Annotated in this window: 30 protein-coding genes and 1 tRNA gene; 11 read left to right on the plus strand and 20 right to left on the minus strand. The window is 65.7% G+C overall.

The window, feature by feature from the left end:
• Positions 1-4: 4 nt before the first annotated feature.
• Both AQZ52_RS06590 and AQZ52_RS06595 read right to left on the minus strand, forming a co-directional pair.
• A complete protein-coding gene (locus AQZ52_RS06590) occupies positions 5-355 on the minus strand; it encodes an ArsR/SmtB family transcription factor (protein ID WP_240481472.1) in 351 nt (116 codons plus the stop codon).
• A 95-nt stretch (positions 356-450) separates the two neighbouring features.
• Positions 451-1,563: a hypothetical protein gene (locus AQZ52_RS06595; protein WP_156424799.1), complete on the minus strand. Its 1,113-nt coding sequence runs from the start codon at positions 1,561-1,563 to the stop codon at positions 451-453.
• 91 nt (positions 1,564-1,654) lie between these two features.
• Here AQZ52_RS06595 and AQZ52_RS06600 point away from each other — a divergent pair, with 91 nt between their 5' ends.
• Together AQZ52_RS06600 and AQZ52_RS06605 are read left to right on the plus strand one after the other, a co-directional pair.
• Complete coding sequence (locus AQZ52_RS06600; protein ID WP_067907540.1) at positions 1,655-2,944, plus strand: adenylosuccinate synthase; 1,290 nt, start codon at positions 1,655-1,657, stop codon at positions 2,942-2,944.
• A gap of 269 nt (positions 2,945-3,213) precedes the next feature.
• Positions 3,214-4,260: a winged helix DNA-binding protein gene (locus tag AQZ52_RS06605; RefSeq protein ID WP_082697599.1), complete on the plus strand. Its 1,047-nt coding sequence runs from the start codon at positions 3,214-3,216 to the stop codon at positions 4,258-4,260.
• Between the two features lie 14 nt (positions 4,261-4,274).
• Here the strand turns inward: AQZ52_RS06605 and AQZ52_RS06610 are convergent, their stop codons facing one another.
• From AQZ52_RS06610 to folE, 4 genes are all read right to left on the minus strand, one after another.
• On the minus strand, positions 4,275-4,682 hold the full coding sequence (locus tag AQZ52_RS06610; RefSeq protein ID WP_067907543.1) for a winged helix-turn-helix domain-containing protein: 408 nt from the start codon (positions 4,680-4,682) through the stop codon (positions 4,275-4,277).
• 439 nt (positions 4,683-5,121) lie between these two features.
• The gene (locus AQZ52_RS06615) at positions 5,122-6,405 is read right to left on the minus strand and encodes a calcium-binding protein (RefSeq protein ID WP_067907546.1); all 1,284 of its coding nucleotides are present in this window, start codon (positions 6,403-6,405) and stop codon (positions 5,122-5,124) included.
• Positions 6,406-6,598: 193 nt separating this feature from the next.
• Entirely contained in the window at positions 6,599-7,555 is a 957-nt protein-coding gene (locus AQZ52_RS06620) for an NAD(P)/FAD-dependent oxidoreductase (RefSeq protein WP_067907549.1), read from the minus strand.
• A 13-nt stretch (positions 7,556-7,568) separates the two neighbouring features.
• Positions 7,569-8,183, minus strand: a complete 615-nt coding sequence (gene folE / locus AQZ52_RS06625) for a GTP cyclohydrolase I FolE (protein WP_067907552.1) — start codon at positions 8,181-8,183, stop codon at positions 7,569-7,571.
• A 220-nt stretch (positions 8,184-8,403) separates the two neighbouring features.
• On the opposite strand from folE, the gene AQZ52_RS06630 reads away from it, so the two are divergent.
• Positions 8,404-8,994 carry a LuxR C-terminal-related transcriptional regulator gene (locus AQZ52_RS06630; protein ID WP_067907555.1) on the plus strand — a complete coding sequence of 197 codons (591 nt, stop codon included), beginning with the start codon at positions 8,404-8,406 and terminating at the stop codon, positions 8,992-8,994.
• A gap of 465 nt (positions 8,995-9,459) precedes the next feature.
• On the opposite strand, the gene AQZ52_RS06635 is transcribed toward AQZ52_RS06630, so the two are convergent.
• From AQZ52_RS06635 to AQZ52_RS06650, 4 genes are all read right to left on the minus strand, one after another.
• Entirely contained in the window at positions 9,460-10,614 is a 1,155-nt protein-coding gene (locus tag AQZ52_RS06635; RefSeq protein WP_067907558.1) for an outer membrane beta-barrel protein, read from the minus strand.
• A 219-nt stretch (positions 10,615-10,833) separates the two neighbouring features.
• Positions 10,834-12,150 (minus strand): ATP-binding protein, encoded by a 1,317-nt coding sequence (locus tag AQZ52_RS06640; RefSeq protein WP_240481473.1) that lies wholly within the window; start codon positions 12,148-12,150, stop codon positions 10,834-10,836.
• Between the two features lie 35 nt (positions 12,151-12,185).
• A complete protein-coding gene (locus AQZ52_RS06645; protein WP_067907561.1) occupies positions 12,186-12,899 on the minus strand; it encodes a response regulator transcription factor in 714 nt (237 codons plus the stop codon).
• A 76-nt stretch (positions 12,900-12,975) separates the two neighbouring features.
• The gene (locus AQZ52_RS06650) at positions 12,976-13,266 is read right to left on the minus strand and encodes a hypothetical protein (protein WP_067907564.1); all 291 of its coding nucleotides are present in this window, start codon (positions 13,264-13,266) and stop codon (positions 12,976-12,978) included.
• A gap of 479 nt (positions 13,267-13,745) precedes the next feature.
• Here AQZ52_RS06650 and AQZ52_RS06655 point away from each other — a divergent pair, with 479 nt between their 5' ends.
• The 4 genes from AQZ52_RS06655 (at position 13,746) to AQZ52_RS06670 (ending at position 14,898) form a co-directional block, all read left to right on the plus strand.
• Positions 13,746-13,925 (plus strand): Flp family type IVb pilin, encoded by a 180-nt coding sequence (locus tag AQZ52_RS06655; RefSeq protein WP_067907567.1) that lies wholly within the window; start codon positions 13,746-13,748, stop codon positions 13,923-13,925.
• A gap of 86 nt (positions 13,926-14,011) precedes the next feature.
• A complete protein-coding gene (locus tag AQZ52_RS06660; protein WP_156424800.1) occupies positions 14,012-14,305 on the plus strand; it encodes a hypothetical protein in 294 nt (97 codons plus the stop codon).
• Complete coding sequence (locus AQZ52_RS06665) at positions 14,302-14,649, plus strand: PilZ domain-containing protein (RefSeq protein ID WP_082697600.1); 348 nt, start codon at positions 14,302-14,304, stop codon at positions 14,647-14,649. Before AQZ52_RS06660 ends, AQZ52_RS06665 begins: the two co-directional genes overlap by 4 nt.
• A gap of 173 nt (positions 14,650-14,822) precedes the next feature.
• Positions 14,823-14,898: transfer RNA gene (locus AQZ52_RS06670), tRNA-Val, on the plus strand.
• A 78-nt stretch (positions 14,899-14,976) separates the two neighbouring features.
• Here AQZ52_RS06670 and AQZ52_RS06675 read toward each other — a convergent pair.
• Positions 14,977-15,570 (minus strand): TlpA family protein disulfide reductase, encoded by a 594-nt coding sequence (locus AQZ52_RS06675; RefSeq protein WP_067909590.1) that lies wholly within the window; start codon positions 15,568-15,570, stop codon positions 14,977-14,979.
• Here AQZ52_RS06675 and argH point away from each other — a divergent pair.
• From argH to AQZ52_RS06695, 4 genes are read left to right on the plus strand one after another with little or no spacing between them, the layout of a single operon-like run.
• Positions 15,569-16,984, plus strand: coding sequence for an argininosuccinate lyase (gene argH / locus AQZ52_RS06680; RefSeq protein WP_240481474.1), 1,416 nt, complete (start codon positions 15,569-15,571; stop codon positions 16,982-16,984). The genes AQZ52_RS06675 and argH overlap by 2 nt on opposite strands.
• The gene (locus AQZ52_RS06685; protein WP_067907579.1) at positions 16,984-17,226 is read left to right on the plus strand and encodes an argininosuccinate lyase; all 243 of its coding nucleotides are present in this window, start codon (positions 16,984-16,986) and stop codon (positions 17,224-17,226) included. Before argH ends, AQZ52_RS06685 begins: the two co-directional genes overlap by 1 nt.
• 48 nt (positions 17,227-17,274) lie before the next feature.
• Entirely contained in the window at positions 17,275-18,534 is a 1,260-nt protein-coding gene (gene lysA, locus AQZ52_RS06690) for a diaminopimelate decarboxylase (protein WP_067907583.1), read from the plus strand.
• A 10-nt stretch (positions 18,535-18,544) separates the two neighbouring features.
• Entirely contained in the window at positions 18,545-19,321 is a 777-nt protein-coding gene (locus AQZ52_RS06695; RefSeq protein ID WP_067907586.1) for a precorrin-2 dehydrogenase/sirohydrochlorin ferrochelatase family protein, read from the plus strand.
• Here the strand turns inward: AQZ52_RS06695 and AQZ52_RS06700 are convergent.
• From AQZ52_RS06700 to lepB, 9 genes are all read right to left on the minus strand, one after another.
• Positions 19,318-19,575: a hypothetical protein gene (locus AQZ52_RS06700; RefSeq protein ID WP_067907588.1), complete on the minus strand. Its 258-nt coding sequence runs from the start codon at positions 19,573-19,575 to the stop codon at positions 19,318-19,320. The two genes, AQZ52_RS06695 and AQZ52_RS06700, sit on opposite strands and share 4 nt — an antisense overlap.
• The gene (locus AQZ52_RS06705; protein ID WP_067907591.1) at positions 19,576-19,779 is read right to left on the minus strand and encodes a hypothetical protein; all 204 of its coding nucleotides are present in this window, start codon (positions 19,777-19,779) and stop codon (positions 19,576-19,578) included. It abuts the gene before it with no gap.
• A gap of 96 nt (positions 19,780-19,875) precedes the next feature.
• Positions 19,876-20,085 (minus strand): cold-shock protein, encoded by a 210-nt coding sequence (locus AQZ52_RS06710; protein ID WP_067907594.1) that lies wholly within the window; start codon positions 20,083-20,085, stop codon positions 19,876-19,878.
• 364 nt (positions 20,086-20,449) lie between these two features.
• Entirely contained in the window at positions 20,450-20,857 is a 408-nt protein-coding gene (locus AQZ52_RS06715) for a PaaI family thioesterase (protein ID WP_156424801.1), read from the minus strand.
• The gene (locus AQZ52_RS06720; protein WP_067907599.1) at positions 20,854-21,345 is read right to left on the minus strand and encodes a PaaI family thioesterase; all 492 of its coding nucleotides are present in this window, start codon (positions 21,343-21,345) and stop codon (positions 20,854-20,856) included. Before AQZ52_RS06720 ends, AQZ52_RS06715 begins: the two co-directional genes overlap by 4 nt.
• Before the next feature lie 56 nt (positions 21,346-21,401).
• On the minus strand, positions 21,402-21,869 hold the full coding sequence (gene ruvX, locus AQZ52_RS06725) for a Holliday junction resolvase RuvX (protein ID WP_067907602.1): 468 nt from the start codon (positions 21,867-21,869) through the stop codon (positions 21,402-21,404).
• Entirely contained in the window at positions 21,866-22,990 is a 1,125-nt protein-coding gene (locus AQZ52_RS06730; RefSeq protein WP_067907604.1) for a DUF3089 domain-containing protein, read from the minus strand. Before AQZ52_RS06730 ends, ruvX begins: the two co-directional genes overlap by 4 nt.
• Before the next feature lie 5 nt (positions 22,991-22,995).
• Complete coding sequence (locus AQZ52_RS06735) at positions 22,996-24,108, minus strand: AI-2E family transporter (protein ID WP_082697602.1); 1,113 nt, start codon at positions 24,106-24,108, stop codon at positions 22,996-22,998.
• The gene (gene lepB, locus AQZ52_RS06740) at positions 24,105-24,974 is read right to left on the minus strand and encodes a signal peptidase I (RefSeq protein WP_067909596.1); all 870 of its coding nucleotides are present in this window, start codon (positions 24,972-24,974) and stop codon (positions 24,105-24,107) included. Before lepB ends, AQZ52_RS06735 begins: the two co-directional genes overlap by 4 nt.
• Positions 24,975-24,999: the final 25 nt, after the last annotated feature.

Consider the following 24,999-nt stretch of genomic DNA (forward strand, 5'->3'; position numbering starts at 1 on the left):
GTCATCAGCAGGCTCCGCAATCGGCGGCGAGGTCTGCCAGCGGCGCACAGATTTCGGGCCTGCCGCCGCAGCAGTCCTCGACCAGAAAGCCCAGCAAAGCCCGCATTGCGCCGTAATCTGCCGCATAGATCACCGAGCGCCCCTCGCGCCGCGCCGTGACGAGGCCGGCGTGATCCAGGATCGCCAGATGCGTCGAGAGCGTGTTGGGCCTGACCCCCACTTCGCATGCGATGGTGCCGGCGGGCAGCCCCTCCGGCCCAGCCTTCACCAGCAGGCGGAACACCGCGAGCCGGTGCTTCTGCGCCAGCGCCGAAAGCAGATCCACCGCACGGGGCAGGGCAAGCGCATCAGTCACGGCAATCTCCCGATTCGATATTTCGGCGATAATCGAATTATGAGGCTCTTGCCAACCCCTGTCCGGTCCGCGCGCGGCCTACCTTCGCACCAGGCCTATCCCCGCAGCAGGTCTGCCGTACGCTGCCAATAGCCCAGTTCGTTGATCGTCAGCCGCGCGGTCGGCAGCGTCCGTGCCGCAGCCAGTTGCAGCCGCGCCAGCCGCTGGCCCGCGGCGCCGCGCCGTGCCGCCACCGCGGCGAGCAGCAGCCAGGGGTAGCTGTCGTAGGCCAGCGCCGGCCATTGCGGCGCGATCCGCCCGAGCGCCGCCCATCCAGCATCGTACTGCGCCTGGCCAAGGCCCGGCGCGACCACGCCGTGGAGTTCGGGAAAGACCTGGGCGGTCGCATCCGGGTAGAACGCGGTGCCGACCGCGGCATTGCTGTCCGAGGGGCGGAAGGCGCCGGCTGCAGGATCGAACAGCCCGGCGATCCCTGCGGCGACTTTCTCCGCCGCGCGCGTGTGGACGGCCGCACCAGACCTGTCGCCCCGTGCGGCAAGGCGCGCCGCAAAGGCTGTAAGTCCCGACCATACTTCGCAATTGTCCATCAGATAGGCCACGTCCGCCCCAGGCCGGGCATGGCTGCGAAAGGTGCGGGTCAGCCCCGATGGCTTTTGCAGCGCGCGGATGCCGCTACGTGCGATACCTTTAAGCGCGTCGACATTCGCGTTCCACCAGCCGTCGTCCGCTCCGAGCGCGTCGTGCCGCGCCGCCAGCGCAAGCAGCGTGCCAGCATAGGCGTCATCCGAATCAGAGAGCAACAACCGCTTGATTCCCGGGGACGCGCCCGCGCTCGCATAGTCCGGCTCCACATCCGCGATCGTCCCGCGCGGGATATCATAGCGGGCGATCTGCAGATCGAGCCAGGCACGGACTTCACTCGGAAGGCGCGCGGCTAAGGGCAGAAGGCCGAGGTTGCCGAAATACCAGTTCACCACGCCGAGCGGCGCGACAGTGAAGGCTCCGGCCAGCGGCCCTGCCGTGATGCGCAGCGCGCGCACTGCCGCGAGTGGCGAGAAGCCGGCGCCGAGAGCACCGACCGGTCGTGCTGCGAGGCAGGCACCCATCCCTGCCAGCAGGATGCGGCGCGAGAAGGAGCTCGGGGCGGCAGAACAAGGCATCATCGCTGTCTGCCGCGCGGAGACGGCCATGCCAAGCCTCGTCTTCACCTGCCCCGGGCCGCTCCCGCCTTGCTCTCGCCGCCGCTCTCCCCTACGGCGCCAGCCGACTTCGAACTGCAACAGAAAGAGTGCGCGAGCCGTGGCCAACGTGACCGTGATCGGCGCCCAGTGGGGCGATGAGGGCAAGGGCAAGATCGTCGACTGGCTTGCCAGCCGCGCGGATGCCGTGGTGCGCTTCCAGGGGGGGCATAACGCCGGGCACACGCTGGTCGTGGGGGATCAGGTCTACAAGCTCTCGCTGCTCCCGTCAGGCATCGTGACGGGCACGCTGTCGATTATCGGCAATGGCGTGGTGCTCGATCCGTGGGCGCTGAAGGCGGAGATCGAGAAGCTGACCGGGCAGGGGGTGAGCATCCATGCCGAAAACTTCGCAATTGCCGACAATTGCCCGCTGATCCTGCCGCTCCACCGCGATCTCGATGGTCTGCGCGAGGCGGCCGCTGGTTCGGGCAAGATCGGCACCACCGGGCGCGGCATCGGGCCCGCCTATGAAGACAAGGTCGGCCGCCGCGCGATCCGCGTCTGCGATCTGGCCCACCTTGATGCGCTGGATTCGCAGCTCGATCGGCTCTGCGCCCATCATGATGCCTTGCGCGCCGGATTCGGCCAGCCGCCAGTAGATCGCGCCGCACTGCTGGAAGAGCTTGCGGAAATCGCGCCGTTCGTGCTGCAATATGCCCAGCCGGTGTGGAAGCGCCTGAAAAAGGTGAAGAAAGCCGGCGCACGCATCTTGTTTGAAGGCGCGCAGGGCGTGCTGCTCGATGTCGATCACGGCACTTACCCGTTCGTCACGTCGTCCAACACCGTATCGGGCACGGCGGCATCGGGTTCGGGGCTCGGCCCCAATTCAACGGGCTTCGTGCTCGGCATCGTGAAGGCCTATACCACCCGGGTCGGTTCTGGCCCGTTCCCGACCGAACTGGAAGACGAAGTGGGCCAGCGCCTAGGTGAGCGCGGCCATGAATTCGGCACCGTCACGGGACGCAAGCGGCGCTGCGGCTGGTTCGATGCGGTGCTGGTCCGCCAGTCGTGCGCGATTTCAGGCGTCACCGGCATCGCGCTCACCAAGCTCGACGTGCTCGACGGGTTCGACAAGGTGAAGATCTGCACCGGATACCGGCTGCGCGGTAAGGTGCTCGATTACTTCCCCAGCCATGCCGCCGATCAGGCTTCGGTCGAACCGATCTACGAGGAAATGGATGGTTGGCAGGGCACGACCGCCGGTGCGCGTTCGTGGGCAGACCTCCCGGCACAGGCGATCAAGTACATCCAGCGCGTTCAGGAACTGATCGAAACACCGGTCGCGCTGGTCTCGACCAGCCCCGAGCGCGAGGACACGATCCTCGTGCGCGATCCCTTCATCGACTGACCCGGACCAGTTCCGAATCGGGTGAAGTTTGCCGGCGGGTCAGGTTCCGACCCCGGCCAAGGATGCGTGTTCCCGCGCCAGGGGTCTTCGCCGCACCGCGGAATGCATCCCCGCAAATCCAACACAACCTGTTGGATTTGCGGGCGTTGGCCGAGGCGAGCCGCCTTGCGTTTTGGCATCTAAATCCAGTTTGGAGGAATATGATCTTGACCTGATCTCATTTTGTTCCACTCTTGTTCGCATACGGACATTTACGGAGTGTGGTTTCGATGGGACAGGCTGCCAAGCAGTTCGATTATGGCAACGGCGACGCGCAGTCCTCGCGCGTGGTCGAGATGCGGGGCCAGGGCCGGGTGCAGGATCGTGGAACATCGGCGCTGGCAGTCTCGATCTTCGCTGATCGCAGCTATCTGCGCGCGGAGATGGAGGAGGATGCTCTCGCGGCCGGGCTGCGCATCGCGCAGACGGCCGATCTCGGCAACCTGCTCGCGTCCGATGCGGGCCCTGCCGGGCACGAAGGCGTACTGGGCGATCTCGTGCTGGTCGATTGCCCGGTGATCGACGGGGCCGAACTCGCGGCCTTGGCGCGGCTCGATCTGCGTGCTGCCAAGAGCGGGTCGCAACTCGTCGTTTCCACGAGCATCGGCTCGCTCGACGATGTGTTTGGCTGCCTCGACCAGAGCGAGGCGCAGATCCTCGTCACGCCGAGCCGGGCCGACCGGGTCATCGCGCTCGGCCGCACACTGGCCCGCGCGGGAAACCGCGTGCGCGAACTGTCGGAGGAAGATCGCCTTGCCCTGCTGCGCCTGACCGAGCAGGTCGGCCAGATCGCCCAGAAGCTGGAAGCCCTGTCGTCCGGTTCAGGCACGGCTTCGGCCACGTCTTCGGCCTTTCGCTTCGATGGCGCCGGAGACGAGGCACGGCTGGATGAAGGCACCGATCGTCTTGTGCGCGCCGCCCGTCCGCCGCTTCCCGATCCGCGCCTCGTGCGCAAGATCATCCGGCAGCGCCAGCTGCGCGCGCGCTTCTTCGAAGGCGATCTCTTTGCCGATCCCGCATGGGACATGCTGCTCGATCTGACCGCGGCAAGGGCCGAACATGTGCGCGTCTCGGTCACGTCGCTGTGCATCGCTTCGGGCGTGCCGCCGACAACGGCACTGCGCTGGATCGGCCAGATGACCGACGCCGGCCTCCTCCAGCGAGTGGACGACGAGACTGACCGCCGCCGCGCCTTCATCACGCTCACCGACAAGGCTGCGGATGCCATGGCGCGCTACTTTGCCGAACTCGGCGCGGCTGCGACGACCCTGGTCTGAAGCGGAAAGCCGCCTCAATCCTCGGCGACGGTGTCCTGCCGTTCGGCCTGGCTGCGCAAGGGGCGGCTGCGGAGCCGCGCTTCCAGAGCGGCCAGTTCCGGCCCTGCCGCGCGGGCTTCCAGAACGTCTTGCAGCGCACGATAGGCGGCCAATACCGCGATGCCCTCGGCGGTCAGCCTTGCCCCGCCACCGCGCGCACTGCCGGGTGAGGTTTCGACAAGCGGCGCGCTCCAGCAGCGGTTCATCAGGTCGACGAGTTGCCAGGCCCGGCGATAGCTCATTCCCAAGCGCCGACCCGCGCCGGAGATTGAACCTTCCGCCGCGATCGCATCGAGCAGGTCCGCCTTGCCGGGCCCCATCGCGATGGCATCGCCGCACAGGATCTGCAGCTTGAGCTTGAGATGCGTTGGAGCTGTCGCCATGCGGCTCCGTTTAAAGTCTTTTAGGCTGATGGGGAAGCGACTGCCGCGTTCCAGCAAGGCCTTGTTTATTCCGCGCGGACACGATGTCCGCTTGGAGAGGCGCCACATGAGCAGGTGCCACCACCACAGTGCCGAATGGGGCAAAGCCCAAGGGGAGCGAACGCGTCCAGCCATGCTGCGTAAGGCCTCGCAGCAGCGGGGATGCACGGCTCCGACATGGCGGGGTGGTGTCAAGTCCTGTGCCGCTTGCAAAGGTGGGTTGCAGCGGAGGTCGGCTCAAGCCAGTCTGCCGGGCAAGAGGTGGCCGGCGATCCGCGCCGATTGCCTGCAGTTGCAGCGGAGCGGCGCTACCGCCAAGGCGAACGCAAGCGGGGGGCAGTCCCACTTCCAGGACCTGCCCCCCGCCGCGCATCCCCTCCCGGGATCGGTCAGTGCGTGTTCAGAGCACGAAGTCCGTCACGTCGAGGCTGGTCACGTCGGCCAGGCGGATGGTGAAGTCGGCCACGCCATCGCCGTTCTGGTCGCCCGAAACGAAGGCATGGTCGCCCTTCACTTCGTAGCGCAGTTCGCCCGCGGTGTTGCTGAAGTCGGCCGTACCGATGAAGCTGAAGGCCTGATCGCCGTCAGTGCCGAGATCGGCATCGACCGCGGAGAGATCGATGTGATCGCCCTGTGCGTGGCTGAAATCGAGGATAAGGTCGGCGCCCTTGCCCGTGGCGCTGGCAAAGCTGTCGGCCGTGAACACGAAGGTGTCCGCGCCGAGACCACCGTGCATCACGTCGCGGCCCGCGCCGCCGTCAAGCGTATCGTTGCCTGCACCGCCATCGAGCTTGTCGTTGCCGGCATCGCCCGCAAGGTGATCGTCGCCGATGCCGCCCTGCTCACGGTCGTTGCCGTCGCCGCCCGAAAGGGTGTCGCTGCCATCGCGGCCGAGGAGCAGGTCGTTGCCCGCGTCGCCCGAAACCTGATCGTCACCAAGGCCGCCGTCGACCTTGTCGTTGCCGGCACCGCCGCTGGCGACGTCGTTGCCCGCACCGCCGGCGACCTTGTCGTTGCCATCGTCGCCGGAGACGGTGTCAGCGCCGCTGCCGCCGCCGACCACGTCATTGCCCGCGCCGCCCGACACGTGGTCGGTGCCCGCGCCACCCTGCTCGGTGTCGTTGCCGTCGTCGCCCGAAAGGGTATCGTTGCCAGTACCGCCCTGCAGGCTGTCGTTGCCGATGCCGCCGTTCAGGTCATCGTCGCCACGGCCACCCGAAAGATGGTCGTTGCCGTCATCGCCGAACAGATTGTCGTTGCCACGGCCGCCTTCGACCTGATCGTCGCCGCCACCGCCGTGGTGGTCGCCGCCCTGGTCGCCCGCCCGGATGACGTCGTTCGGATTGCCATCAAGGTCCTGATCGTCGGAAACGCTGCCGGGCGTGTCGCCACCGGGGCCGCCATGCGCGCCATCGCCGGGACGAACCGGCGTGCCGTCGAGCGTGGTGAACGAGAGACCGGCCCCGACGTAAAGCGAGGCATCATCCGTCGTGTCCGGGGTCTGCTGAAACAGGCCAAGCGCGATGTGATCGGCAAAGGTGGACTTTAGCGTGATGTCGCCGGTTGCAGCGTCGAACGTCAGCGCCTGGTTCTGGCGCAGATGCACCGGTTCGGTGCCATCGTCCTCCACCTTGAACATCGAAATGCTGTCGCCGTTGATCACGAACTGGAAGAGATCAGACATCGGGAAGGCCCTTGCGGTTGGATGGCGTCCACCTCGCGCAAAGTTCCTGCCAACGCGTAAACGTTCCTCGGCCGCTTTTACCTAGGCAAAGGCTAGAAAAGCGGCATTCCGACAACGTTAACCGTCGTATGGCGCGGCATCCCTAACCCGCGCCAGAAGCCGCCTTCCCAGACAAGTACGACGAAATTTTTCTTCAGGCAGCGGCTTCGCGTGCCGCGCCGAGCATGCGGTCGGCAAGCATGCGGCCGGAGATCCACGCACATTCAACGCGCGGACCAAGCAGCCAGTCCCCGCAGGCGCCGATTCGCTGCTTGTCGTTCCATAAGCAGCCAAGCCCGGTTCCCGCCGAAAGGGCATAACGCCACCGGTGGATGGAATGCGCCAGCGGCTGCAATGCGCCAGCGCCGGTTGCCTCGGCCAGTGCGGTCAGGAGGTGCGGGGCGATATCTTCCGGCTGGCGTTCAAGATGGGCAGTGGACCACTGCGGCGTGGCCTGGACGACCCAGCTTTCCGGGCCGGCCCGCCCGGGTTTGGCGCTATCACGCGCAGCCCAGGCAAGGATGCCGGAATCCCGCAGAATATCTTCGCGATGGGGCAAGGGGGCGTCGAACGCAAACATGCCGCTCCAGCACGGCTGGGACCGCGCGAACAGCGCGGTGCGCGCGAGCTCGAAATCGTGGAGCGTGAGGATCGGCGCGGCTTGTTCGGCAGGCAGTGCAAGCACCGCCGCATCAAACTGCTCGCCCGGCATCCCTTCGCCGAGCAGACGCCAATGGCTGCCTTCATGGGCAAGACCGCTGACATGGTGCCCAAAGCGCACATCATGCCGCGCCGCCATGTCGCGCACGACAGCGTTCATGGCGGGAACGCCGATCCACGCATCGGCACCCGCTTTCGGCCAGCGCACGGCAAGCCCTGCCTGTTCCCAGTGCGCGACTTGAGCAGCAAAGCCCGTGTCGCGCACAGTGAAATATTGCGCGCCGAAATCGAAGCTGGCTTCGCCTTTGGACGTTTCAACACGGCGCGATGCCATGCGTCCGCCGGCCTTACGACCTTTATCGAACAGGGTGACCTGCCAGCCTTTGGCCGCAAGACCATCGGCGCAGGAGAGGCCGGCAATTCCGGCCCCGACAATGGCAACGCTGGGCATCTTCTGGGCGCCGTTACTTGCGACCCATCAGCGACAGCACTTCCTTGCGGCTGCTGTCATCCTCGAGGAAGCAGCCCAGCATGCGGCTGGTGACCATGCCGACGCCCGGGGTGCGCACGCCGCGTCCGGTCATGCAACCGTGCTGGGCTTCGATCACCACAGCAACGCCGTGGGGCTGGAGGTTGTCCCAGATGCAGGTGGCGACTTCGCTGGTAAGCCGCTCCTGGATCTGCAGACGGCGTGCATAGCCGTGCAGCACGCGTGCCAGCTTTGAAATGCCGACGACGCGGTTACGCGGCAGATACGCAATAGAAGCAGTGCCCGTGATCGGTGCCAAGTGATGTTCGCAATGCGACTGGAAGGGAATATCGCGCAGCAGGACCACCTCATCATAGCCGGCCACTTCGCTGAAAGTGCGGCGCAGATGCTGGCCGGGATCCTCATCATATCCCGCGCAATACTCGCGCCACGCGCGGCCGACGCGGCTAGGCGTATCGGCAAGCCCCTCGCGTTCCGGATCGTCACCCGCCCAGCGCAGCAAAGTGCGGATCGCTTCCTGAACAGGTTCGGGAACGATCAGTTTGCCATCCTCATCGCGCGCCTCGAACTCGTGATTTACGTAATTCATGCGTGCGCTCCATCGGCGAGTGGTGTGGTGCGCGCCAAGTCGGGCAACGCATGTACTGCGCAAAAAGGGCAGAAATCCGCGCGGCGCATCTTGCAGCACCGTCACAAATGGGTTTACCCATGCAGCTATCTTGGGTCTAAGGATCGGGACAGGGCCGGTTTTTGGGAACATGGACCTAAGGGCAATTGCGCAAGGCGCGCCGGAGCCGAAGGGAAGACATATGGCAATTGGCGCAATGATTGAGAACAGCCTCGTGGCTGCGGTGGTGAGCAACCCCCGTCTGCCTGACAATCCTATCGTGGATTGCAACCAGGCGTTCATGGACCTGACCGGATACGGTCGTGAGGAGATCATCGGGCGCAACTGCCGCTTCTTGCGCGGGCCGGGCACCGAGCCGGAGCTGACCCAGCAGCTGCGCGACGGCATTGCAGCCAAAGTGCCGGTTATGGTCGAACTTCTCAACTACAAGCGTGATGGGACGCCATTCCGCAACGCAGTGATGATCGCGCCGATTTTCGATGCGGCAGGCGAGCTGGAATGGTTCCTCGGGAGCCAGGTGGAAATTGCCGGCGCGGCAGACAGCGTGCCGAGCGCCCGCGCGGTCGAGGCGCGCGAGAAGGTCGCCTCGCTTTCGCGCCGCCAGCGCGAGATTCTCGAATGTATCGCGGCAGGCCGGCTCAACAAGCAGATCGCCTACGAACTGGGCCTCAGCGAACGCACAGTGAAGCTGCACCGCGCCGCAGTGCTGCGGGCGCTGGGTGTGCGCACCAGCGCGGATGCCATTCGCATGGCTATCGAAGCGGGGCTTTGAGGGCCTCGCCGGAACGGATGGGATTGCCCTCCCGGACAGGTTGAGAGCCGGGGGACCCGAGCCCACTTCTGAGCCATCGGGTCGATGGAGCAAAGCTCCTCTTCGCGGTCGCAAATGGGTGCGAGCCTTCTGGTCCCCCCCGCTTCACCGGGAGGTTCGCACCTTTACCCACGGCAGATGGCAATTCCTTGGCTTCTGCGGAAAAATTGTGTTCCGCACTGCGGATACCTCATAAATATGCTCCGCTCGCTGCGCGCACCTATCATGGCTTGCCTAGCTGGGTGCACGCGGCATTTGCCGTTCACGCCGGCGGCCGGGGCTTGGCCTGCTGGCCGCTGCGGGGGAGCTCATCCTAGCGACTGTGGTGCTGGGCAGCGCAGTTGAGCGACTGCCTTGCTTGATCGCCAATAAAAAGGCCCCCCCGGCGCTGGCCGGGGGGACAGGTTGCGTACATCGTGAATGCGATCAGAACATCACGCCCATCTCCAGCCGCCCGCGCACCTGTTCCTTGTTAAGGCCCGCGGCACCAAAGGCAGCGCCCGGGGCGATGTCGCCGGCGCGGACATAGGAGAATTCCGGCCGGATAAAGAAGCGGTCCCATGTGTAGGTGGGTGTCACGGTGAAGCTGTAGGCCTTGGAACCCGGACCGTAGAGGAAGTTCGCTGCTGTGGCGCTCGGACGGTTGCTATCGATGTATTCGAAGCGCACCGGAAGGCTCCAGTGATCGTCGATCTTGTACTTGGCGAGCAGGCCGACGGCGAAATTCTGAGCCTTGGTGGTGCCTGCGTGCGGCAGGTCCGGCACCCAGGCATATTGGAAATACGGCTGCAGCAGCCACTTGCTGCCTGAGTAGCTGTAGATCACGTTGAGCATGGTGCTGTTGTTCTGCACCATGGGTGTGTTGAAGGTGGAGCGATAGTTCTTGCTGAGCGCGCCGCCCAGCACCACCGAGAGGGTGTGCGGCCCGTCGACATAACTGGCAATACCCGACAACCAGTTGAGCTTGCCGGAGAAGAAGCCATCGGTGTAGGCGAGGCTGAAGCTCAGCTTGCCGGCCGTCAGATTGGCCTGCACACCGCGGGTCATCACGTTTTCCTGGCCCCACAGGATACCGCGTTCGATATTGGTGTTCTGGAAAGTGAAGGGCGCTTCCAGCCCGATCAGTGTGGGCAGGATACCGGCCTGCACGTTGAACGTGGACGAGGGCGCGATCTTTACCCAGGCCTGTGGCACCACGCCATAGCTGTTGCTGGTGTAGTCGGTGGATTTGACGAAGGCAGCACCCAGTGTTTCCTGGTTGTAGAGGCCGGCCTGCACGAGGAACTGGAAAACGCCTTCCGGCTTCTGCACGATCACCTGCGCGTTCGAGAGATCGGCAAAGCTGCTGTCCACACCCGGCGTGGTGTTGGACTGCGTGCCGAGATAGCCGCTGCCAATGGCGGTGACATAGACTTTGGAGCCTGCCAGATCGACGCTGATCGGCTCGGGGTTATAGCTGAGCGGGCCGGAAAGGGCTGGGAGGAGCGCCGGGGGAGGAGCGGTTTCCTCGGCGTGCGCCGCGGTTGCGGAGAGCGCGGAAACGGCGGGTATAAGTGCCATGGTGGCAAGACGGAACTTCATGTGGAACGACCTCCCTGGGACCGAGCCCGAGCTAAGGATACCATTCCTGCCTGCGCCCCACCGGCATGACCTCTCGCCGAGCGGTGTCACGTCCTGTGCGGTGCCGTAATACTTACGGCACCGGCTTTGCTGGTTGATTGCTGCAATGTATCTGAATGTTGCTCGATGTGCTGCAATGCAAAAAACTCTGCCTGCGGCGTTTTGGCAACAGCTTCCGCCTTACGCAGGCTTGGCTCCTGCGGGAAGCGGCAGGCGGATGATGGCGGCAAGCCCCGTCCCCGCGCCATCGGCCCGGCTTTTGTTGTGCAGCGTCAGTGTGCCGCCCTCGAGCTTGACCGCTGCCTGCACGATGGACAGCCCGAGCCCCATCCCAGGCGTATCGCGCGTACGCGCCGTATCCAGGCGGAAGAACGGCTGAAACACCTCTTCCAGGCGGTCTTGCGGAATGCCGGGGCCATCATCCTCGACCCGGATCTCGACCGCATCGCCTGCGCGCGCAAGCGTGACGCGGACATTACCGGCATAATGCAGCGCATTGTCGATGAGGTTCGACATCGCGCGCCGGATCGAGACCGCGCGGGCCATGATCTCGAAACTGTCCGGCCCGTCGTAGCGCGCATCGAGGCCCTGATCGGCGGCGCTGTCGACGAGGGTTGCCGCCATGATCGCGATATCGATGCGCTGCGGCGGAATCTGGGTGCCGCCCGCCTCGACGAAGGCCTGAAGCGATTCGAGAAGGTGGCGCATCTCGCCAATATCGTGCTCAAGCTCGGCGCGGGTTTCTTCTTCCAGGGCAGCGCCGTCCAACCGCAGCTGCAGCCTCGCCAGTGGCGTTCGCAAATCGTGGCCGATTGCCAGCATCGACTGGGTGCGTTCCGCCTGTTGGCGCTGGATGCGGCGCTGCATCTGATTGAAAGCCCGGATCAGACGGCGCACTTCATCGGGGCCCTGCTCGGGTAGACCGCCGGGGCTCGGCGTTTCGATATGGCGCAGCGCTTTCACCAGGGTCTGCAGCGACCGCATTGTTGCGCGGAACATCAGCCACGCTAACGCGCCGAGCAGCAGCGTGGGGAGCAGCATTGGCAGGATCTGCCAGAAGGACAGCTGCAGGCTGATCTCCCCCGCATAGGTGCGGAAGCCCAAGGCACTGCCGTCGGCCAGCACGACGATGCCGGTCACATCGCGGCTGCCATGCGTGTGGCGCACGATGAGCCTCTGGCCCTCTGCCGCCAACTCCGGTCCTGCAGCCAGAATGCGCGTGGCGAGTGCGGGATCAGGCGAGCGCAGTTCGCCCGGCGCGGCGCTTGGTTTCCATTCGAGTTCGAAATGGCGGGTCGCGAGCGCCCGTGCTGCTTCCGTCCGCCGCGCCGGCACCTCACGCGAGACAGCGCGCGCGGCCAGCGCGAGAAGCTCGCCGATGCGGGCGGCATCATCGCGCTGCACCGCCGTCGTGGTCGCCGAATCAAACAGGTACGTGTTGGCGAGAAAATCGACGGCCGCCACCAGCAGCAGGATCGCCAGCAGGCGTTCGGTCAAGCCGAGGCGCCGGAAACCCAGGCGGTTCTGGCGTCTCACCCCCGCCGGACTTCCGCCTTGAACATGTAGCCGACACCGCGCACCGTCACGATCGGCGGCTCGCCGCCACTGGCGGAGAGCTTGCGGCGCAGGCGGCTGACCAGCACGTCGATGCTGCGGTCCGAGCTGTCGCCCAGCCGCGTGCGTGACAGTTCGATCAGCCTTTCGCGGCCAAGCACACGCTGGCGGTGGCTGACGAAGGTGGCGAGCAGATCGAACTCGGCGCCGGTCAGATCCACCATCGCGCCGCTGGGCGAGCGCAGTTCGCGGCGGGATAGCGACAACGTCCACCCTTCGAAGTGGACTTCGCTCGTGCGCTCATCGCCTTTCGTCGCGCCCTCGCCGCCGCCGCGGCGCAGCACGGCGCCGATGCGGGCGATGAGCTCGCGTGCGCTGTAGGGTTTGGCGATGTAGTCGTCCGCGCCAAGCTCAAGCCCGAGGACGCGGTCCTCCTCGCTGCCGCGCGCCGAGGCAAAGATGATCGGCACTTCACTCTGGCGGCGCAACTTGCGGAACAGTTCGATGCCGTTGGCGCCGGGCAGCATGATATCCAGCACGACGAGTTCGGCGGGCTCGGCCTCCAGCATCACCCACATTTCCGCACCCGTCGCTGCCGTGCGAACGGCATAGCCGTTCTCCCGCAGGGCCCGCGCGGTCAGCATGCGCAGCGAGACGTCGTCTTCAACCAGCAGAATGGAAGGTGCAGTCATGGCCTGATCCCAAGCCTAGAGAGGGGTGGGGGAGGCGGCAAGCCCCCCCCGATGGCAGAGGGTGGACGCGTGCGGCTCAATCGGCGGCGGCGAGTTCCTCGTCGCGCACGGGCTTGGTGCGGGCCTCGGCGCGGGCGAGCGCGACGCGGTGATGGCAAGCTGCCCCCTTCAGCGGATCGGGGTTGCAGGCGATGGGGGCCGAAGCTGCGGTCGGACGCGGCGACGGCGTGTGGCGCTGCGCAGCGCAGCCGATGCTCTTCATGGGATCAGGATTGCACGGTGCGGACACGGCGCGCGTGGGCGCAGCGGCAAGCAGGCCGGGGGAGGCAGGCAGGGCGACGGACAGAGCAAGCGAGGCAAGCAGCATGGAACGACTCCGTTGTTCGAGCTGTCCCTGCGATGATGTCTTTTGATTGCCTGACGTCGTCCGCTCCGTGACGAATTGTGTCTGTCTGCTGTCAGCCCCGGCTTCGGGCGGCCTAAGTGGAGCTACGCAGATTCCCAGCGGCAGAACCAGGGGGCGATTGCTTGCAAGGGCCCTCTGGATCACGGCCTGCATCGTCCCAGGTTCGGTTGGCAGCTGCTGGCATGTGCGAAATCTCCGATAAACAAGGATAAATCGGCGCGCTGCCATGGGCGGACGGGTGTTCACCGGCGGCCTGAAAAATATCGGCAGAATCAGCCCTTCTGGTGATCGCCGCCAAAGGCCCGGATTAACGGCCAGTTCCTAGATTCAGCCCAACGATGGGGGGCTTTCATGGAAGAAATCCAACAGGGAAGCGGAGCAATATTCGCCGCAGGCAAGGCAGCCGGCCGTTCCGGTGACACTGCGCCGGGGCCGCGGACATGATGGTGCGCTTCCTGCAGCGTTTGCTGGTCCAAGACCGCAGCGGCGCAACCATGGTCGAGATGGGCTTCCTTGCGGCCCTGATCGCCGTCGCGATGATCGCATCGCTCCACGCTTTCAGCAATTCGCTGAACAACACTTTCAATGTCTCGACAAAAAGCCTGCTGATCAATCCTTGAGTTCGAGTGAGGTTCGAATGGAGTTCGTTTGGACTCGGCTTCAGCGCGACATAGCGCAACAAATCGAAAAGTATGACGCTGTGCTCGTGGCACTGGAAGATGCGTTCAACAAGTATGAGGCTGGTCGCATTTCGATCAACGGCTATTTCGAGACCCTCTGCGCGATCGACGAGGCCGTTCGCCGCGGGCGTCCCTTCTGGCTGCGGCTGTGCGACAGTTCCGGGGCGCTGCGCGGCTTCAACCGGACCGAGCGGCGTGCGTTCATCGGTGCGATCGATGCGCTCGACTGGTGCCGCAACTGGGCTCTTCGCCAGCGCGGCGTGGACATGAGCACCTGTGACCTGCTTGCGCAACCTGCCGGACGGGCTCCCGCGCGATGACAATTTTGACTGGTCGACCGAGCGGGTTCGGCAATCGCCGTCGCTATCCACGCATCGAGACGGAACGTCCGTTGCAGTTGATTTCAGTGGCGAGCCGGATCGACGGCGTGCTGCAGGACCTTTCCCAAACGGGCGCGCGGATCAGTCTGTGCAGTCCACCGCCGCGTCAAGGCCGCGATGTGTTGCTGCGCTGGCCGGGGCAGGAGCTGTTCGGGCAGATCGTGTGGAGCAATGGGCTCGACGTTGGCGTCGCGTTCCACTCGCCGATCTCACACGAGGAACTGGTCGAGACCGTGGGCCGCGATCTGCCGCCGCCGCTGACGACGAGCCACTCGGTGCTCTAAGGCTTCAAGCGCTCGGCCCTTGGCGTGGCAGCTTGAGGCAAGTCGGGCGGCTTGCTCCGAGATGTCCGGCCAACCGGCCTTCTCGATGGCATGCTAGACACGGTTTCAGCCTCGCACGCGGCTGATTGACGCGGAGCGCAAAACCCAGCATGAGCGCGGCTTCCGGCATGCCGGGGCGGTTAGCTCAGTTGGTAGAGCATCTCGTTTACACCGAGAGGGTCGGGGGTTCGAGCCCCTCACCGCCCACCAGTTTTCGGATCAAGAGGACGCCCGGGGGACGTCTTGCCAAAAGGCTCGCGGGGCGCAAGCAGGTTTAGCCCAAGCAGCTCAAGGCAGCGTGTCAGCCAGCATCGCGTCGGTGCGCGGGCCGGACCAGTCATGCGACCCGATCATCCGCCAGACCTCCTTGCCGTTCGAATCGTAGAGCACGGTCGTGGGCAGGACGCCGGTGTTGTAGTGCTGGCTGAGCGCGTTTTCGGGATCAAGCCAGGGCGCGAGATGGGCGAGCTTGCGCTGTTTGAAGAAGGCATCGACAGCGGCGGCCTGATCGAGATCCTGCGAGACGGTGAGGACCGTTAGCTTGCCTGCCTTTGCCGCGGCGAGCGCGTCGAGTGTCGGCATTTCCAGCACGCAAGGCCCGCACCAGGTGGCCCAGAGGTTGATCAGCAGCGGCTTGCCCTTGAGATCCAGCGTGCGGACTTTCTTGCCGGCAGGATCGGTGAAGGTGAAATCGGGCAGCGCTGCGCCGCGATTGCTGATGTCGAGCGTGCCGTTGAACGAACCTTTGCCTTCTGCCGGCGCTGATGCCGGCGCCGCAGTACTGCTCTGCGGTTGCGCGTCCGCCGGGGTTTGCCTATCGCACCCGGCAAGAAGGACCGCGGCGACGAGCGGGACCAGAGAGCAAAGCGGACGCGGCGACATGAGCGGCAATTCAGGCTCCAACCAGATGTGGGGCGGGCGCTTCGCGGCGGGCCCTTCGGCCGTCATGCGCGAGATCAACGCTTCGATTCCCTTCGACAAGGCCTTGTGGCGGCAGGATATCGCCGCGTCAAAGGCCCATGTGGCCATGCTGGGCGAGGCTGGGATCGTAACGGCGGAAGATGCCGCGCTCATTGCCGGCGGTCTCGATCAGGTGGCGGCCGAGTATGAAGCGAGCGGGGTTCCCGAGAACTGGGACCTCGAGGACATCCACATGACGACCGAAAACCGGCTCGCCGAACTGATCGGTGCGGCGGCGGGACGGCTGCACACCGCGCGCAGCCGGAACGATCAGGTAGCGACCGATTTTCGCCTCTGGGTGCGTGATACGGTGGACCAGACCGAGGCGGCGCTCCAGGCGTTGCAGGTGGCGTTGGTGGCGCGCGCGGGCGAACATGCCGCCAGCATCATGCCGGGCTTCACCCATCTGCAGACCGCGCAGCCCGTCACGCTCGGCCATCACCTCATGGCCTATTACGAGATGATCGGGCGCGACCGTTCGCGTTTTGCCGATGCGCGGCGGCGGATGAACCAGTGCCCGCTGGGGGCGGCGGCGCTGGCCGGAACGGGTTTTCCGATCGACCGCCATGCGACGGCCAGGGCACTCGGGTTCGACGGGCCGACCGCCAACAGCCTCGATTCGGTTTCGGACCGCGATTTCGCGCTCGATTTCCTGATGGCAGCGGCGCAGTGCTCGCTGCATCTTTCGCGCCTTGCGGAGGAATTCGTGATCTGGGCGAGCCAGCCGTTCGGCTTCGTCACGCTGCCGGACAGCCTTTCGACCGGCAGTTCGATCATGCCGCAGAAGAAGAACCCCGATGCGGCGGAGCTGGTGCGCGGCCATTCGGGGCGGATTGTCGGCTGCCTCACCGCGCTGATGATCACCATGAAGGGCCTGCCGCTCGCCTATTCGAAGGACATGCAGGACGACAAGCCGCCCGTGTTCGAAGCGGCCTCGCTGCTTGCGCTGTCCATCGCGGCGATGACCGGGATGGTGGCGGAGGCGACGTTCCGCACGGAGCGGATGCGCGGCGCGGCCGAGTTGGGCTACGCGACCGCGACCGACCTTGCCGACTGGCTGGTGCGGCAGGCGAACATTCCCTTCCGGGAAGCGCACCACATCACTGGCGCTGCGGTGAAGCTGGCGGAAAGCCGCGGCGCAGCGCTCGATCAGCTGGCGCTGGCGGACCTCAAGGCGATCGACCCGCGCGTGGATGAACGTGTGTTTGCCGCGCTTTCGGTGGAAGCGAGCGTGGCCGCCCGCGCGAGCCATGGCGGAACCGCGCCGGTTGAGGTATTGAAACGCGTGGCGGAAGCGCGTGAAGCGCTGGGTCTGCCAAAGGACACCGCCTCCTGATGCGCAAGGTTCTGCCCGTTCTGCTGCTGGCTCTCGCGCTCGCCGGATGCGGTGCGCGGCGCGAGTTGCTGCCGCTCAAGGATCATGCGCTGCCGCCCGCACCCTATGGCCGCGCGGACAAGCCGAGTGCGGACGTGTTGCTGACCCCGCCGGTCCAGGCCAAACCGCAGCGCAACATCGAGCTGCGTAGCCGGTCCGAGGACCGCGAGGACGATCCGTTCGACCTCCCCCCCGAAGACTGACAGGTATTTCCCGGCCATCGGCCGGTCCCCAATTTCCAGGAATTTCCGATGGATCATTTCGAATATCGCGGCGGCGTGCTTCATGCCGAGGACGTGCCCTTGCCCGTGATCGCCGCCGAAGTCGGCACGCCTGTCTATGTCTATTCGCGTGCGACGCTGACGCGCCATGCCCGCGTGTTCCGCGATGCGCTGAAGGTGCTGCCCAAGGTCCACCTCGCCTTCGCGGTCAAGTCGAACCCTAACCTCGCCGTGCTCAAGGTGCTGGCGGCAGAAGGCTATGGCGCCGATGTCGTCTCGGCGGGCGAGATGGAGCGCGCGCTGGCCGCAGGCATTCCGGCGGCGGACGTGGTGTTTTCAGGCGTGGGCAAGACGGCGGCGGAAATGCGCCGGGCGCTGGCTGTGGGCTGCGGGCAATTCAACCTCGAAAGCGAGGAAGAGGGTATCGAGCTGGCCGAAATCGCCGCCAGCATGGGCCTTGTCGCGACCGCCACGCTGCGCATCAATCCCGATGTCGATGCGGGCACACACGCCAAGATCTCGACCGGCAAGGCGGAGAACAAGTTCGGGGTGCCGTTTGACCGGGCGGGCGGCATCTATGCGCGCCTCTCGGCGCTGCCGGGGCTCAACCTGCGCGGTCTGGCGCTCCATATCGGCAGCCAGCTGGCGAAGCTCGACCCGCTGGAGGCTGCGTTCACCAAGGCCGGGGCGCTGATGCAGGCGATCCGGGGCGAAGGTTTTGCGGTGACGCACATGGACCTCGGCGGCGGGGTGGGCGTACCCTACAAGGCAGGGGACGTTTTCCCGCAGCCGGCCGAATATGCCGCGATGGTGGCGCGTGTGACGGCAGGCTGGGACGCTACACTCATGTTCGAGCCGGGCCGGGTAATCACTGGCAACACCGGCGTGCTGCTCACAGAAGTCGTGCGGGTGAAGCAGGGGGCGCTGCATCCGTGGGTCGTGGTCGATGCGGCGATGAACGATCTGGCGCGCCCGGCGATGTACGATGCCTGGCATGATTTCAGCGCGGTGGCGCCCACGGGGCCGACCATGACGGCCAACATCGTCGGCCCGATCTGCGAATCGAGCGATACTTTCGCGATGGCGCGCGAAATCGACGTGGTGGCGCGCGGCGATCTGGCGGTGTTCCGCACCGCTGGCGCGTATGGCGCGACAATGGCCAACACCTACAACTCGCGCCCGATGGTGCCCGAGGTTATGGTGGACGGCGGCAAGTGGGCCGTTGTGGCGGACAGGATCGAACCGGCAACCATCCTTTCCGCCGAGCGCGTGCCGGACTGGCTGGCGTGAGGCTGCCGGCATGAGCCTCCCCAGCCTCCCGCTGTTTCATCGCCTTGCCGGGCAGCCGGTGGTGGTGCTGGGGCATGGCGAGGCGGCCGAGGCCAAGCGGCGGCTGGTGCTGCGCGCGGGCGGCAAGGTGATCGAGGACCTGGCCGAGGGAATCGATATCGGCGCGCGGCTCGCGTTCATTGCACACGAGGATGAGGGGGCCTGTCAGGCCGACGCGATCCGCGCACGCGGGGCGGGTCTGCTGGTCAATGTCGTCGACAAGCCCGCGCTGTGCGATTTCACCACGCCTTCGATCATCGACCGTGATCCGGTGATCGTGGCGGTGGGGACGGGCGGGGCTTCGGCGGGCCTCGCCAAGGCGCTGCGGCTGCGGTTGGAGCGGATGCTGCCGCAAGGACTGGGGGCGCTGGCAGAGGCGCTTTATGCCGCGCGCGGTGCCATGCGCACGCGTTGGCCGACCGGGCCCGAACGCCGGCGGGCACTGGATGCGGCGCTGGAGGACGGCGGCGCGCTCGATCCGCTGCGCGAAGGCCGGGATGTGGCAGGCTGGCTTGCGGGCGCGGCTGACGGTGCATCGGGTCGGTTCGTCATCGCCCTGCGGTCCGACGATCCGGACGACCTGACGCTGCGCGAGGCGCGACTGTTGGGGCAGGCCGATGCGGTGGTTGCGGGGCCCCGTGTGGCAGCTGCCGTGCTGGCACGGGTGCGCGCGGATGCCATGCGCCTTGCGCCCGGCGACGCCGAGCCGCACGGCGGGATTGTGGTGGTGATCGAGGCTGCCGCTTAGTCCGGCGCGACGATGTGCGCGAAGAGCTGGTCGAGATGCTGCTGGATTTCCTGCACCGCCAGGTTGTCGGCGTGGCGCGGCAGGCTGAGCGGAAGGCTCATGCTCTGATGCAGTGCAGAGGCCTCGGTGATGCTGAGAAGGCCGCGCAGGCGCAGGATATTGGCAAGGCTGGCGATGCCGTTGATCGCGGCAATGTCTGAAACCTCCAGCGCCGCGAAAAGCTGGGGTAGATCGAGACCGGGCGGGGTCTTCATTCAGGTGGTCGCGACTGCGGCAGCGAGCCGTTCCAGACGCGCGCGCTCCCGCCCCTCGGCCACTTCACGCAGGTCTGTCGCCATGGTCCGCCAGGCCTTTTCGGCACGCAGCGCGCGGTCACGCACGTTGTCGAGCAGGGCACCAGCCGCTTCGGAGGCGGACTGTTCGGCGCGTTCGATGAGGAATTCGTAGGACAGTGCCATCAACATCGACTCCGGACAGGGGGCAGCTCAAAAGTAGGTGCCCGAAGCAACCGGCCGACAGATTGCCGATGGCCGGTTGCTGCGGGCTTGCCTCGATCAGTTCGCGCTGGCGAGATTGATCGCGGATTCCTTGCCGTTGCGGCCGGTCTCGACGTCATAGCTCACGCGCTGGTCCTTGCTCAGCGTGGCGAGGCCAGCGGCCTGCACGGCGGAGATGTGGACGAAGCTGTCCTTGCCGCCGTCATCCGGCTGGATGAAGCCATAGCCCTTGTCTTCGTTGAAGAATTTTACGGTTCCGATAGTCATGGTCGCTTCCTTTCAAGAAACGGGAGTGACCGCCGGCGCGAATGCCGACGGGGTCGTGCGTCAGGTCGTCACTTGAAAGGAAATCGAGGGTCGTTCGAGGAGAGGGAACACAGTTCCCGCAACCTGGGAGAAATCGTCGATGCCCGTCTCACTTCAACGAGAGCAGCATTGGAAGACCGGCGCTTGCCGGTTGAAAAAGCCAAGCATCATGAAAAGGAAAGGACGCTGACCAAGCAGACGTCAAATTCCGTCGCAATCGACGTAAGGCACCTTTTCTTTAAAACGCTGTGCAAAAATTGCAAGATAATTCGGTTGAAACCGCGTCGGATCGGGTTCCTACTGATCGCAATCAAGCTCTTTTTGTTCAATTTTCCTTCGGTGGAGCAAGCAGGAAATTCATCCAGCTGCTCGCCACCAGCCTGGTTCTGTCACCCTGCCAGGCTTCTACCCGCACATTGGCGACGCGGCGGCCGGCGCGGATCACTTCACCGCGGGCAAAGGTCCTTTCCTCCACCCCGCCGCGCAGATATTCGATACTGATGTTGATCGGTTTGATGCGGAAAGCGCTGCCCTGCCGATCAAGCTCGGCGCGCAGCGCGGCATGGGCGGCCATTTCGAGCAGGCCGCCGATCGCGCCGCCGTGGAGGAACCCCGGGCGGCCCTGCACGCGCCCGGCGAAATCCATCGCGATTACGGGGACGCCGCCGTCTTCGACATGATCGACTTCCATGCCCATGGTGCGGGCATAGGGGGGGAGATGAAATCCGTTCATGGTTTGGCCCACCCCTCGCTGCTCACCAGCATGAAGATGCCGGCGGTGTGCGCGACCGGATCGCTGATGTCGCCATCGTGGGCGATCCCGCGCACGAAGGCCATCGAGCGCCGCACCTGATAACATTCGGCGCGGGCGATCACCGTTTTCCCGGGGGTGGCGGCACGCACATAGTCGATGCGCAGATCGAGCGTGACTTGCGGATTGAACGTGCCCTGCCGCGTCCAGACAGACATCGAGGTGGCGTTGTCGAGCAGGCTGATGATCGGGCCGGAAGCGAGCACGCCGGTCTCCTCGACACCGACGAGATCCTCGCGCCAGGGGAGCGCGAGCTCGATCCAGTCCTCGCCGTGGTCGTGGTATTCCATGCCCAGAAAGCCGGTGTGGCCGGCGCGGGTGAACCAGCGCGCACCGCGTTCGGGATCGAACACGAACCCTTCGGGCATGATGGTCTTCATCAGGCCGGCAGCCTTTTCATCCTTGCTCATGGCAAGCGTAGTGCCGGTGTGCCGCAGGCCTGACAACCATCATTTGTCATGCCGGATCAGAACGCGGCGCCCACCATCGCATCGATGGCGCCTTGCAGGATCAGTGCGGCGGCATGCGAATCGATCCGCTCGGCGCGGCGGGCGCGGCTGAAATCCTGCTCGATCATTGCGCGTTCGGCGGCCTGGGTGGTCCAGCGTTCGTCCCACAGCAGGATCGGCAGGCCAAGATCGGCAAGGTTGCGGGCCATGGCGCGCGCAGCCTGGCTGCGCGGACTCTCGCTGCCATCCATGTGGAGCGGGAGGCCGATGACGAGGCCCCTCACGCTGCGCGCCGAGACGAGTGTCAGCAGTTCGGCCTTGTCCTGGCTGAACTTGCGGCGGCGGATCGTCTGTCCGGCGGTGGCAAAGCGCCAGTCGCGGTCGCACAGCGCGACGCCGATAGTCTTGGTGCCTGGATCGAGGCCCATCAGCGCGCCGCCATCCGGCAAGGCGCTGCGCAGCTCGGCGGCGCTGGTGGTGATCACTTCGGAGCCCGGTGCTGGGCCAGCCACGCAGCCTCGCGTTTCGCGACATCGGCGCGGACGTTGGTCCAGAACAGCGGCACATCGTAGACATGGTAGTTGTTGCCGGGCAGCACATAGGGGCCGAGATCGGGCGGATCGCCGATCATCAGCAGGCCGGAGCGCGCGTCGCAGCGCGCCGGTATACCGAGCTTCGTCAGCTTGCCCGTGGAAAGATCCTGCGAAGGGACCATCGTGCCGAGGTTGGCAGTACCGGGCGCGCTCTGCAAGCTGCCGCCGGTAAGCGGATTGGTGCACAGGATCGGCTCGGGGCCCTTGGGCTTGCCGTCAAGCCCAGGCTCGGCGCGGTAGGTATCGAGCATCAGCCGGGCATCGGGCGGATCGGCAAAGCTCAGCCAGCTCAGCGCGCAGCCGGTCTGGGCGGGTGCGGTGCAGGCGGGCATCCCGGCCTCGCCAAGGTCGTGCAGCGGCGAGACCGGCCAGCCGATCATGTAGGCCGCCACGATCCGCTCGGCGAGCGCAGTGCCCTTCACATCATCCTTGAGGAGGTGGAGGAGATGCAGCGCGCCCTGGCTGTGCCCTGCCAGCACGATCGGCGCATCGGCGGGCGCGGCGGCAACGAAGGCCCGGAACGCGGCGCGGACGTCGCCATAGGCGAGGCTGCGGGCCTTGAGCGTTTCGGGCCGGTTGACAAGGAAGCTGCCGAACGCGGCCTGCCGGTAATAGGGGACGAAAACCGCCGCCTCGCCGTTGAAGGCGCTTGCCATGCCGCGCACGAACAGGGCGGTGCGGTTGCGGGTGTCCTTGTCGTCAACCGGGCCGTTCCAGTGTTCGCGCGCGAGGTAGCTTGTCGGGTGGATGAAGAAGACCCAGGCCTTGCCATGCGGGGCAGAGGGTGTGCCCTCCGGGCGATACTGCGCAGGATCATCGGCGGTGCCGGGGCGCGAAACCCACATCGCGGGATCATCATAGGCGCCCGCGCGCAAGGGCTGCTGCGCTTCGAACGCGCCGCGCGGCACGAAGGCGAAGCGGGTGAGCTCGGCAGACCAGATGCGCAGAGCCAGCAGTGCCGCAATCACCATGACGATGAGCAGCGCGACGAAATAGAGGAACTTGCGGGCCATGGCGGCTACTCCGTCGCTTCGTCGCGGCGGGTGTTGTGCTCTGCCTGCCGCTCAAGCGCGATCTTGAGCATGACCACGAGCGGATCGGCCAGAGCAAGGCCGAGAATGCCGAACAATACCCCGAAGATGAGCTGCGCGCCCAGCACGAGCGCGGGGGCGAGATCGGCAGTGCGCTTGGCCACCATTGGCACGATCACGTTGCCATCCACGGTCTGCACCACGACATAGACGATGATGCAGTAGATCCCCATGGCGGTGCCGCCCGAGAAGCCGACGAGGATCATCAGCAGGCCCGAGATCGGCGCGCCGATATTGGGCAGGAAGACGAGAAGGCCGGTGAGCAGGCCGAGCAGCGCGGCCATTGGCACCCCGTAGACCGCGAGCGCGATCCAGGTGCAGACGCCTTCGACCACCATGCCCAGCATGCGGCCCGCCAGCAGCATGCGCAGCGTGCGGCCCATGCGGTGCGTGGTGCCGTGGAAGTATTCGCGGCTTTCGGCCGGCAGCAGCCAGGCGAGACCGCGCTGGTAGAGATCGGGCTCGAGCACGAAATAGATGCCAAGGATCACGATGATCAGCAGCGTGGTGACGCCGCCGAACAGGCCGCCGAGCGCCTGCGTGACCTGGCCGACGCCGCCGAGCAGTTGCTGCAGGAGGCTGCTGACATCGCTGCGGCCCATCGTGAGGCCATGGGCGGAAGCCCAATCGAGCGCGCGCTGCGCCTGCGCCGTCACCAGCGGGGGCATTTCCGCGGCTTGCGACATGATCTGGCTGCCGGCGAATTCGACCACCCAGGCGAGGAACGCGACCGTGAGCAGCAGAACCACGGCAATGCGCCAGGTGCGGCGGATGGGCAGGACGCGGCCGAGCAGGCGCTGCCCGCCATCGATCAGCATGGCAAAGACGAAGCCGCCAAAGATCACCAGCAGCGGATGCGCCAGATAGACAGCGAGCGCGGCAAGGCCGGCCATGCCGATCCACACCGCCGCGCGCTTGATTTCCTGCCGGACGAGATCGTCGCGAATATCGCTCGGGCCGGCCCCGTTGTGCGAGGCCCTGCCAGAATTGGAAGAAGGGCCAGGGGCGGAAGCAGGAGCCGGATCGGTCGTGTCGCTCATGGTCTGGTTGCGGCTTTCGGCTGCACGATCATCGGGCGCAGTTTGAGCGAGGCGCGGTATCCTCGCAAGGCACCATACCACGTCAGCGGGTTCCACGTTTCGGTGCCGCTCAGCGAATAGGTGATGAATTCCGCACGCCCGCCGATATCGGCGAGCGGCACCGGCCCGCCGAGCCCCTTTTCGATCACCGGTGCACGGCTGTCCGCGGAATGGTCGCGGTTGTCGCCCATCAGGAAGGCGTATCCCTTCGGGATCTTGGTTTCGGGATAGTTGTCGAGCGGCTGCTGGCGGTGGTCGATGATCCGGTAGGTCGCGCCGTTGGGCAGCGTCTCGCGAAAGATCGGCAGCTCGCACACCTGCTTGCCATCGGCGGCACGGTAGCGCAGGCCCGGGAAATCGTCGGGATCGCAGGGCTGGTTGGGATCGACCGGCAACTCCAGCGGGGGTTCGGCCACTTGCGGCACCGGCTTGCCATTGAGAATGATCTGGCCGTTCACCACCGCGATCCGATCCCCGGGCAGGCCGACGACGCGCTTGATATAGTCCTCGTCCCGGTCTGGCGGGACGACGATGACAATATCGCCATAGGCCGGCGTTGCGGGCAGGATCCGCGTCTTCGAGCGCGGCAGGAAGTGCAGCGAGGCGGACACCCACGACCAGCCGTAGGGGTACTTCGAGACAACCAGCTGATCGCCGACGAGCAGGTTGGGCATCATCGAGATCGAAGGGATGTAGAACGGCTTGGCGACGAAGCTGTGGAAGCCGATCACCGCAAGCAGCATGAGTAGGAGGCCGCGCATCTCGGCCAGCCAGTTGGTGCCCTCGGGCTCGGTGGGCTGGACCCTGGGCTGCTGGACGTCCGCCACGGAGGCGGCTTCTTCGGGCGCGGCA

Origin of the sequence: Novosphingobium fuchskuhlense (assembly GCF_001519075.1) — a bacterium.
GTDB classification, from domain to species: domain Bacteria; phylum Pseudomonadota; class Alphaproteobacteria; order Sphingomonadales; family Sphingomonadaceae; genus Novosphingobium; species Novosphingobium fuchskuhlense.

Bases quoted from the DNA above. Each gene is read 5' to 3' on its own strand.
- AQZ52_RS06605 (WP_082697599.1), top strand. From the start codon at position 3,214: ATGGGACAGGCTGCCAAGCAGTTCGATTATGGCAACGGCGACGCGCAG.
- AQZ52_RS06610 (WP_067907543.1), bottom strand. From the start codon at position 4,682: ATGGCGACAGCTCCAACGCATCTCAAGCTCAAGCTGCAGATCCTGTGC.
- AQZ52_RS06615 (WP_067907546.1), bottom strand. From the start codon at position 6,405: ATGTCTGATCTCTTCCAGTTCGTGATCAACGGCGACAGCATTTCGATG.
- AQZ52_RS06620 (WP_067907549.1), bottom strand. From the start codon at position 7,555: ATGCCCAGCGTTGCCATTGTCGGGGCCGGAATTGCCGGCCTCTCCTGC.
- folE (WP_067907552.1), bottom strand. From the start codon at position 8,183: ATGAATTACGTAAATCACGAGTTCGAGGCGCGCGATGAGGATGGCAAA.
- AQZ52_RS06630 (WP_067907555.1), top strand. From the start codon at position 8,404: ATGGCAATTGGCGCAATGATTGAGAACAGCCTCGTGGCTGCGGTGGTG.
- AQZ52_RS06635 (WP_067907558.1), bottom strand. From the start codon at position 10,614: ATGAAGTTCCGTCTTGCCACCATGGCACTTATACCCGCCGTTTCCGCG.
- AQZ52_RS06645 (WP_067907561.1), bottom strand. From the start codon at position 12,899: ATGACTGCACCTTCCATTCTGCTGGTTGAAGACGACGTCTCGCTGCGC.
- AQZ52_RS06650 (WP_067907564.1), bottom strand. From the start codon at position 13,266: ATGCTGCTTGCCTCGCTTGCTCTGTCCGTCGCCCTGCCTGCCTCCCCC.
- AQZ52_RS06655 (WP_067907567.1), top strand. From the start codon at position 13,746: ATGATGGTGCGCTTCCTGCAGCGTTTGCTGGTCCAAGACCGCAGCGGC.
- AQZ52_RS06665 (WP_082697600.1), top strand. From the start codon at position 14,302: ATGACAATTTTGACTGGTCGACCGAGCGGGTTCGGCAATCGCCGTCGC.
- argH (WP_240481474.1), top strand. From the start codon at position 15,569: ATGAGCGGCAATTCAGGCTCCAACCAGATGTGGGGCGGGCGCTTCGCG.
- AQZ52_RS06675 (WP_067909590.1), bottom strand. From the start codon at position 15,570: ATGTCGCCGCGTCCGCTTTGCTCTCTGGTCCCGCTCGTCGCCGCGGTC.
- AQZ52_RS06685 (WP_067907579.1), top strand. From the start codon at position 16,984: ATGCGCAAGGTTCTGCCCGTTCTGCTGCTGGCTCTCGCGCTCGCCGGA.
- lysA (WP_067907583.1), top strand. From the start codon at position 17,275: ATGGATCATTTCGAATATCGCGGCGGCGTGCTTCATGCCGAGGACGTG.
- AQZ52_RS06695 (WP_067907586.1), top strand. From the start codon at position 18,545: ATGAGCCTCCCCAGCCTCCCGCTGTTTCATCGCCTTGCCGGGCAGCCG.
- AQZ52_RS06700 (WP_067907588.1), bottom strand. From the start codon at position 19,575: ATGAAGACCCCGCCCGGTCTCGATCTACCCCAGCTTTTCGCGGCGCTG.
- AQZ52_RS06705 (WP_067907591.1), bottom strand. From the start codon at position 19,779: ATGGCACTGTCCTACGAATTCCTCATCGAACGCGCCGAACAGTCCGCC.
- AQZ52_RS06710 (WP_067907594.1), bottom strand. From the start codon at position 20,085: ATGACTATCGGAACCGTAAAATTCTTCAACGAAGACAAGGGCTATGGC.
- AQZ52_RS06715 (WP_156424801.1), bottom strand. From the start codon at position 20,857: ATGAACGGATTTCATCTCCCCCCCTATGCCCGCACCATGGGCATGGAA.
- AQZ52_RS06720 (WP_067907599.1), bottom strand. From the start codon at position 21,345: ATGAGCAAGGATGAAAAGGCTGCCGGCCTGATGAAGACCATCATGCCC.
- AQZ52_RS06730 (WP_067907604.1), bottom strand. From the start codon at position 22,990: ATGGCCCGCAAGTTCCTCTATTTCGTCGCGCTGCTCATCGTCATGGTG.
- AQZ52_RS06735 (WP_082697602.1), bottom strand. From the start codon at position 24,108: ATGAGCGACACGACCGATCCGGCTCCTGCTTCCGCCCCTGGCCCTTCT.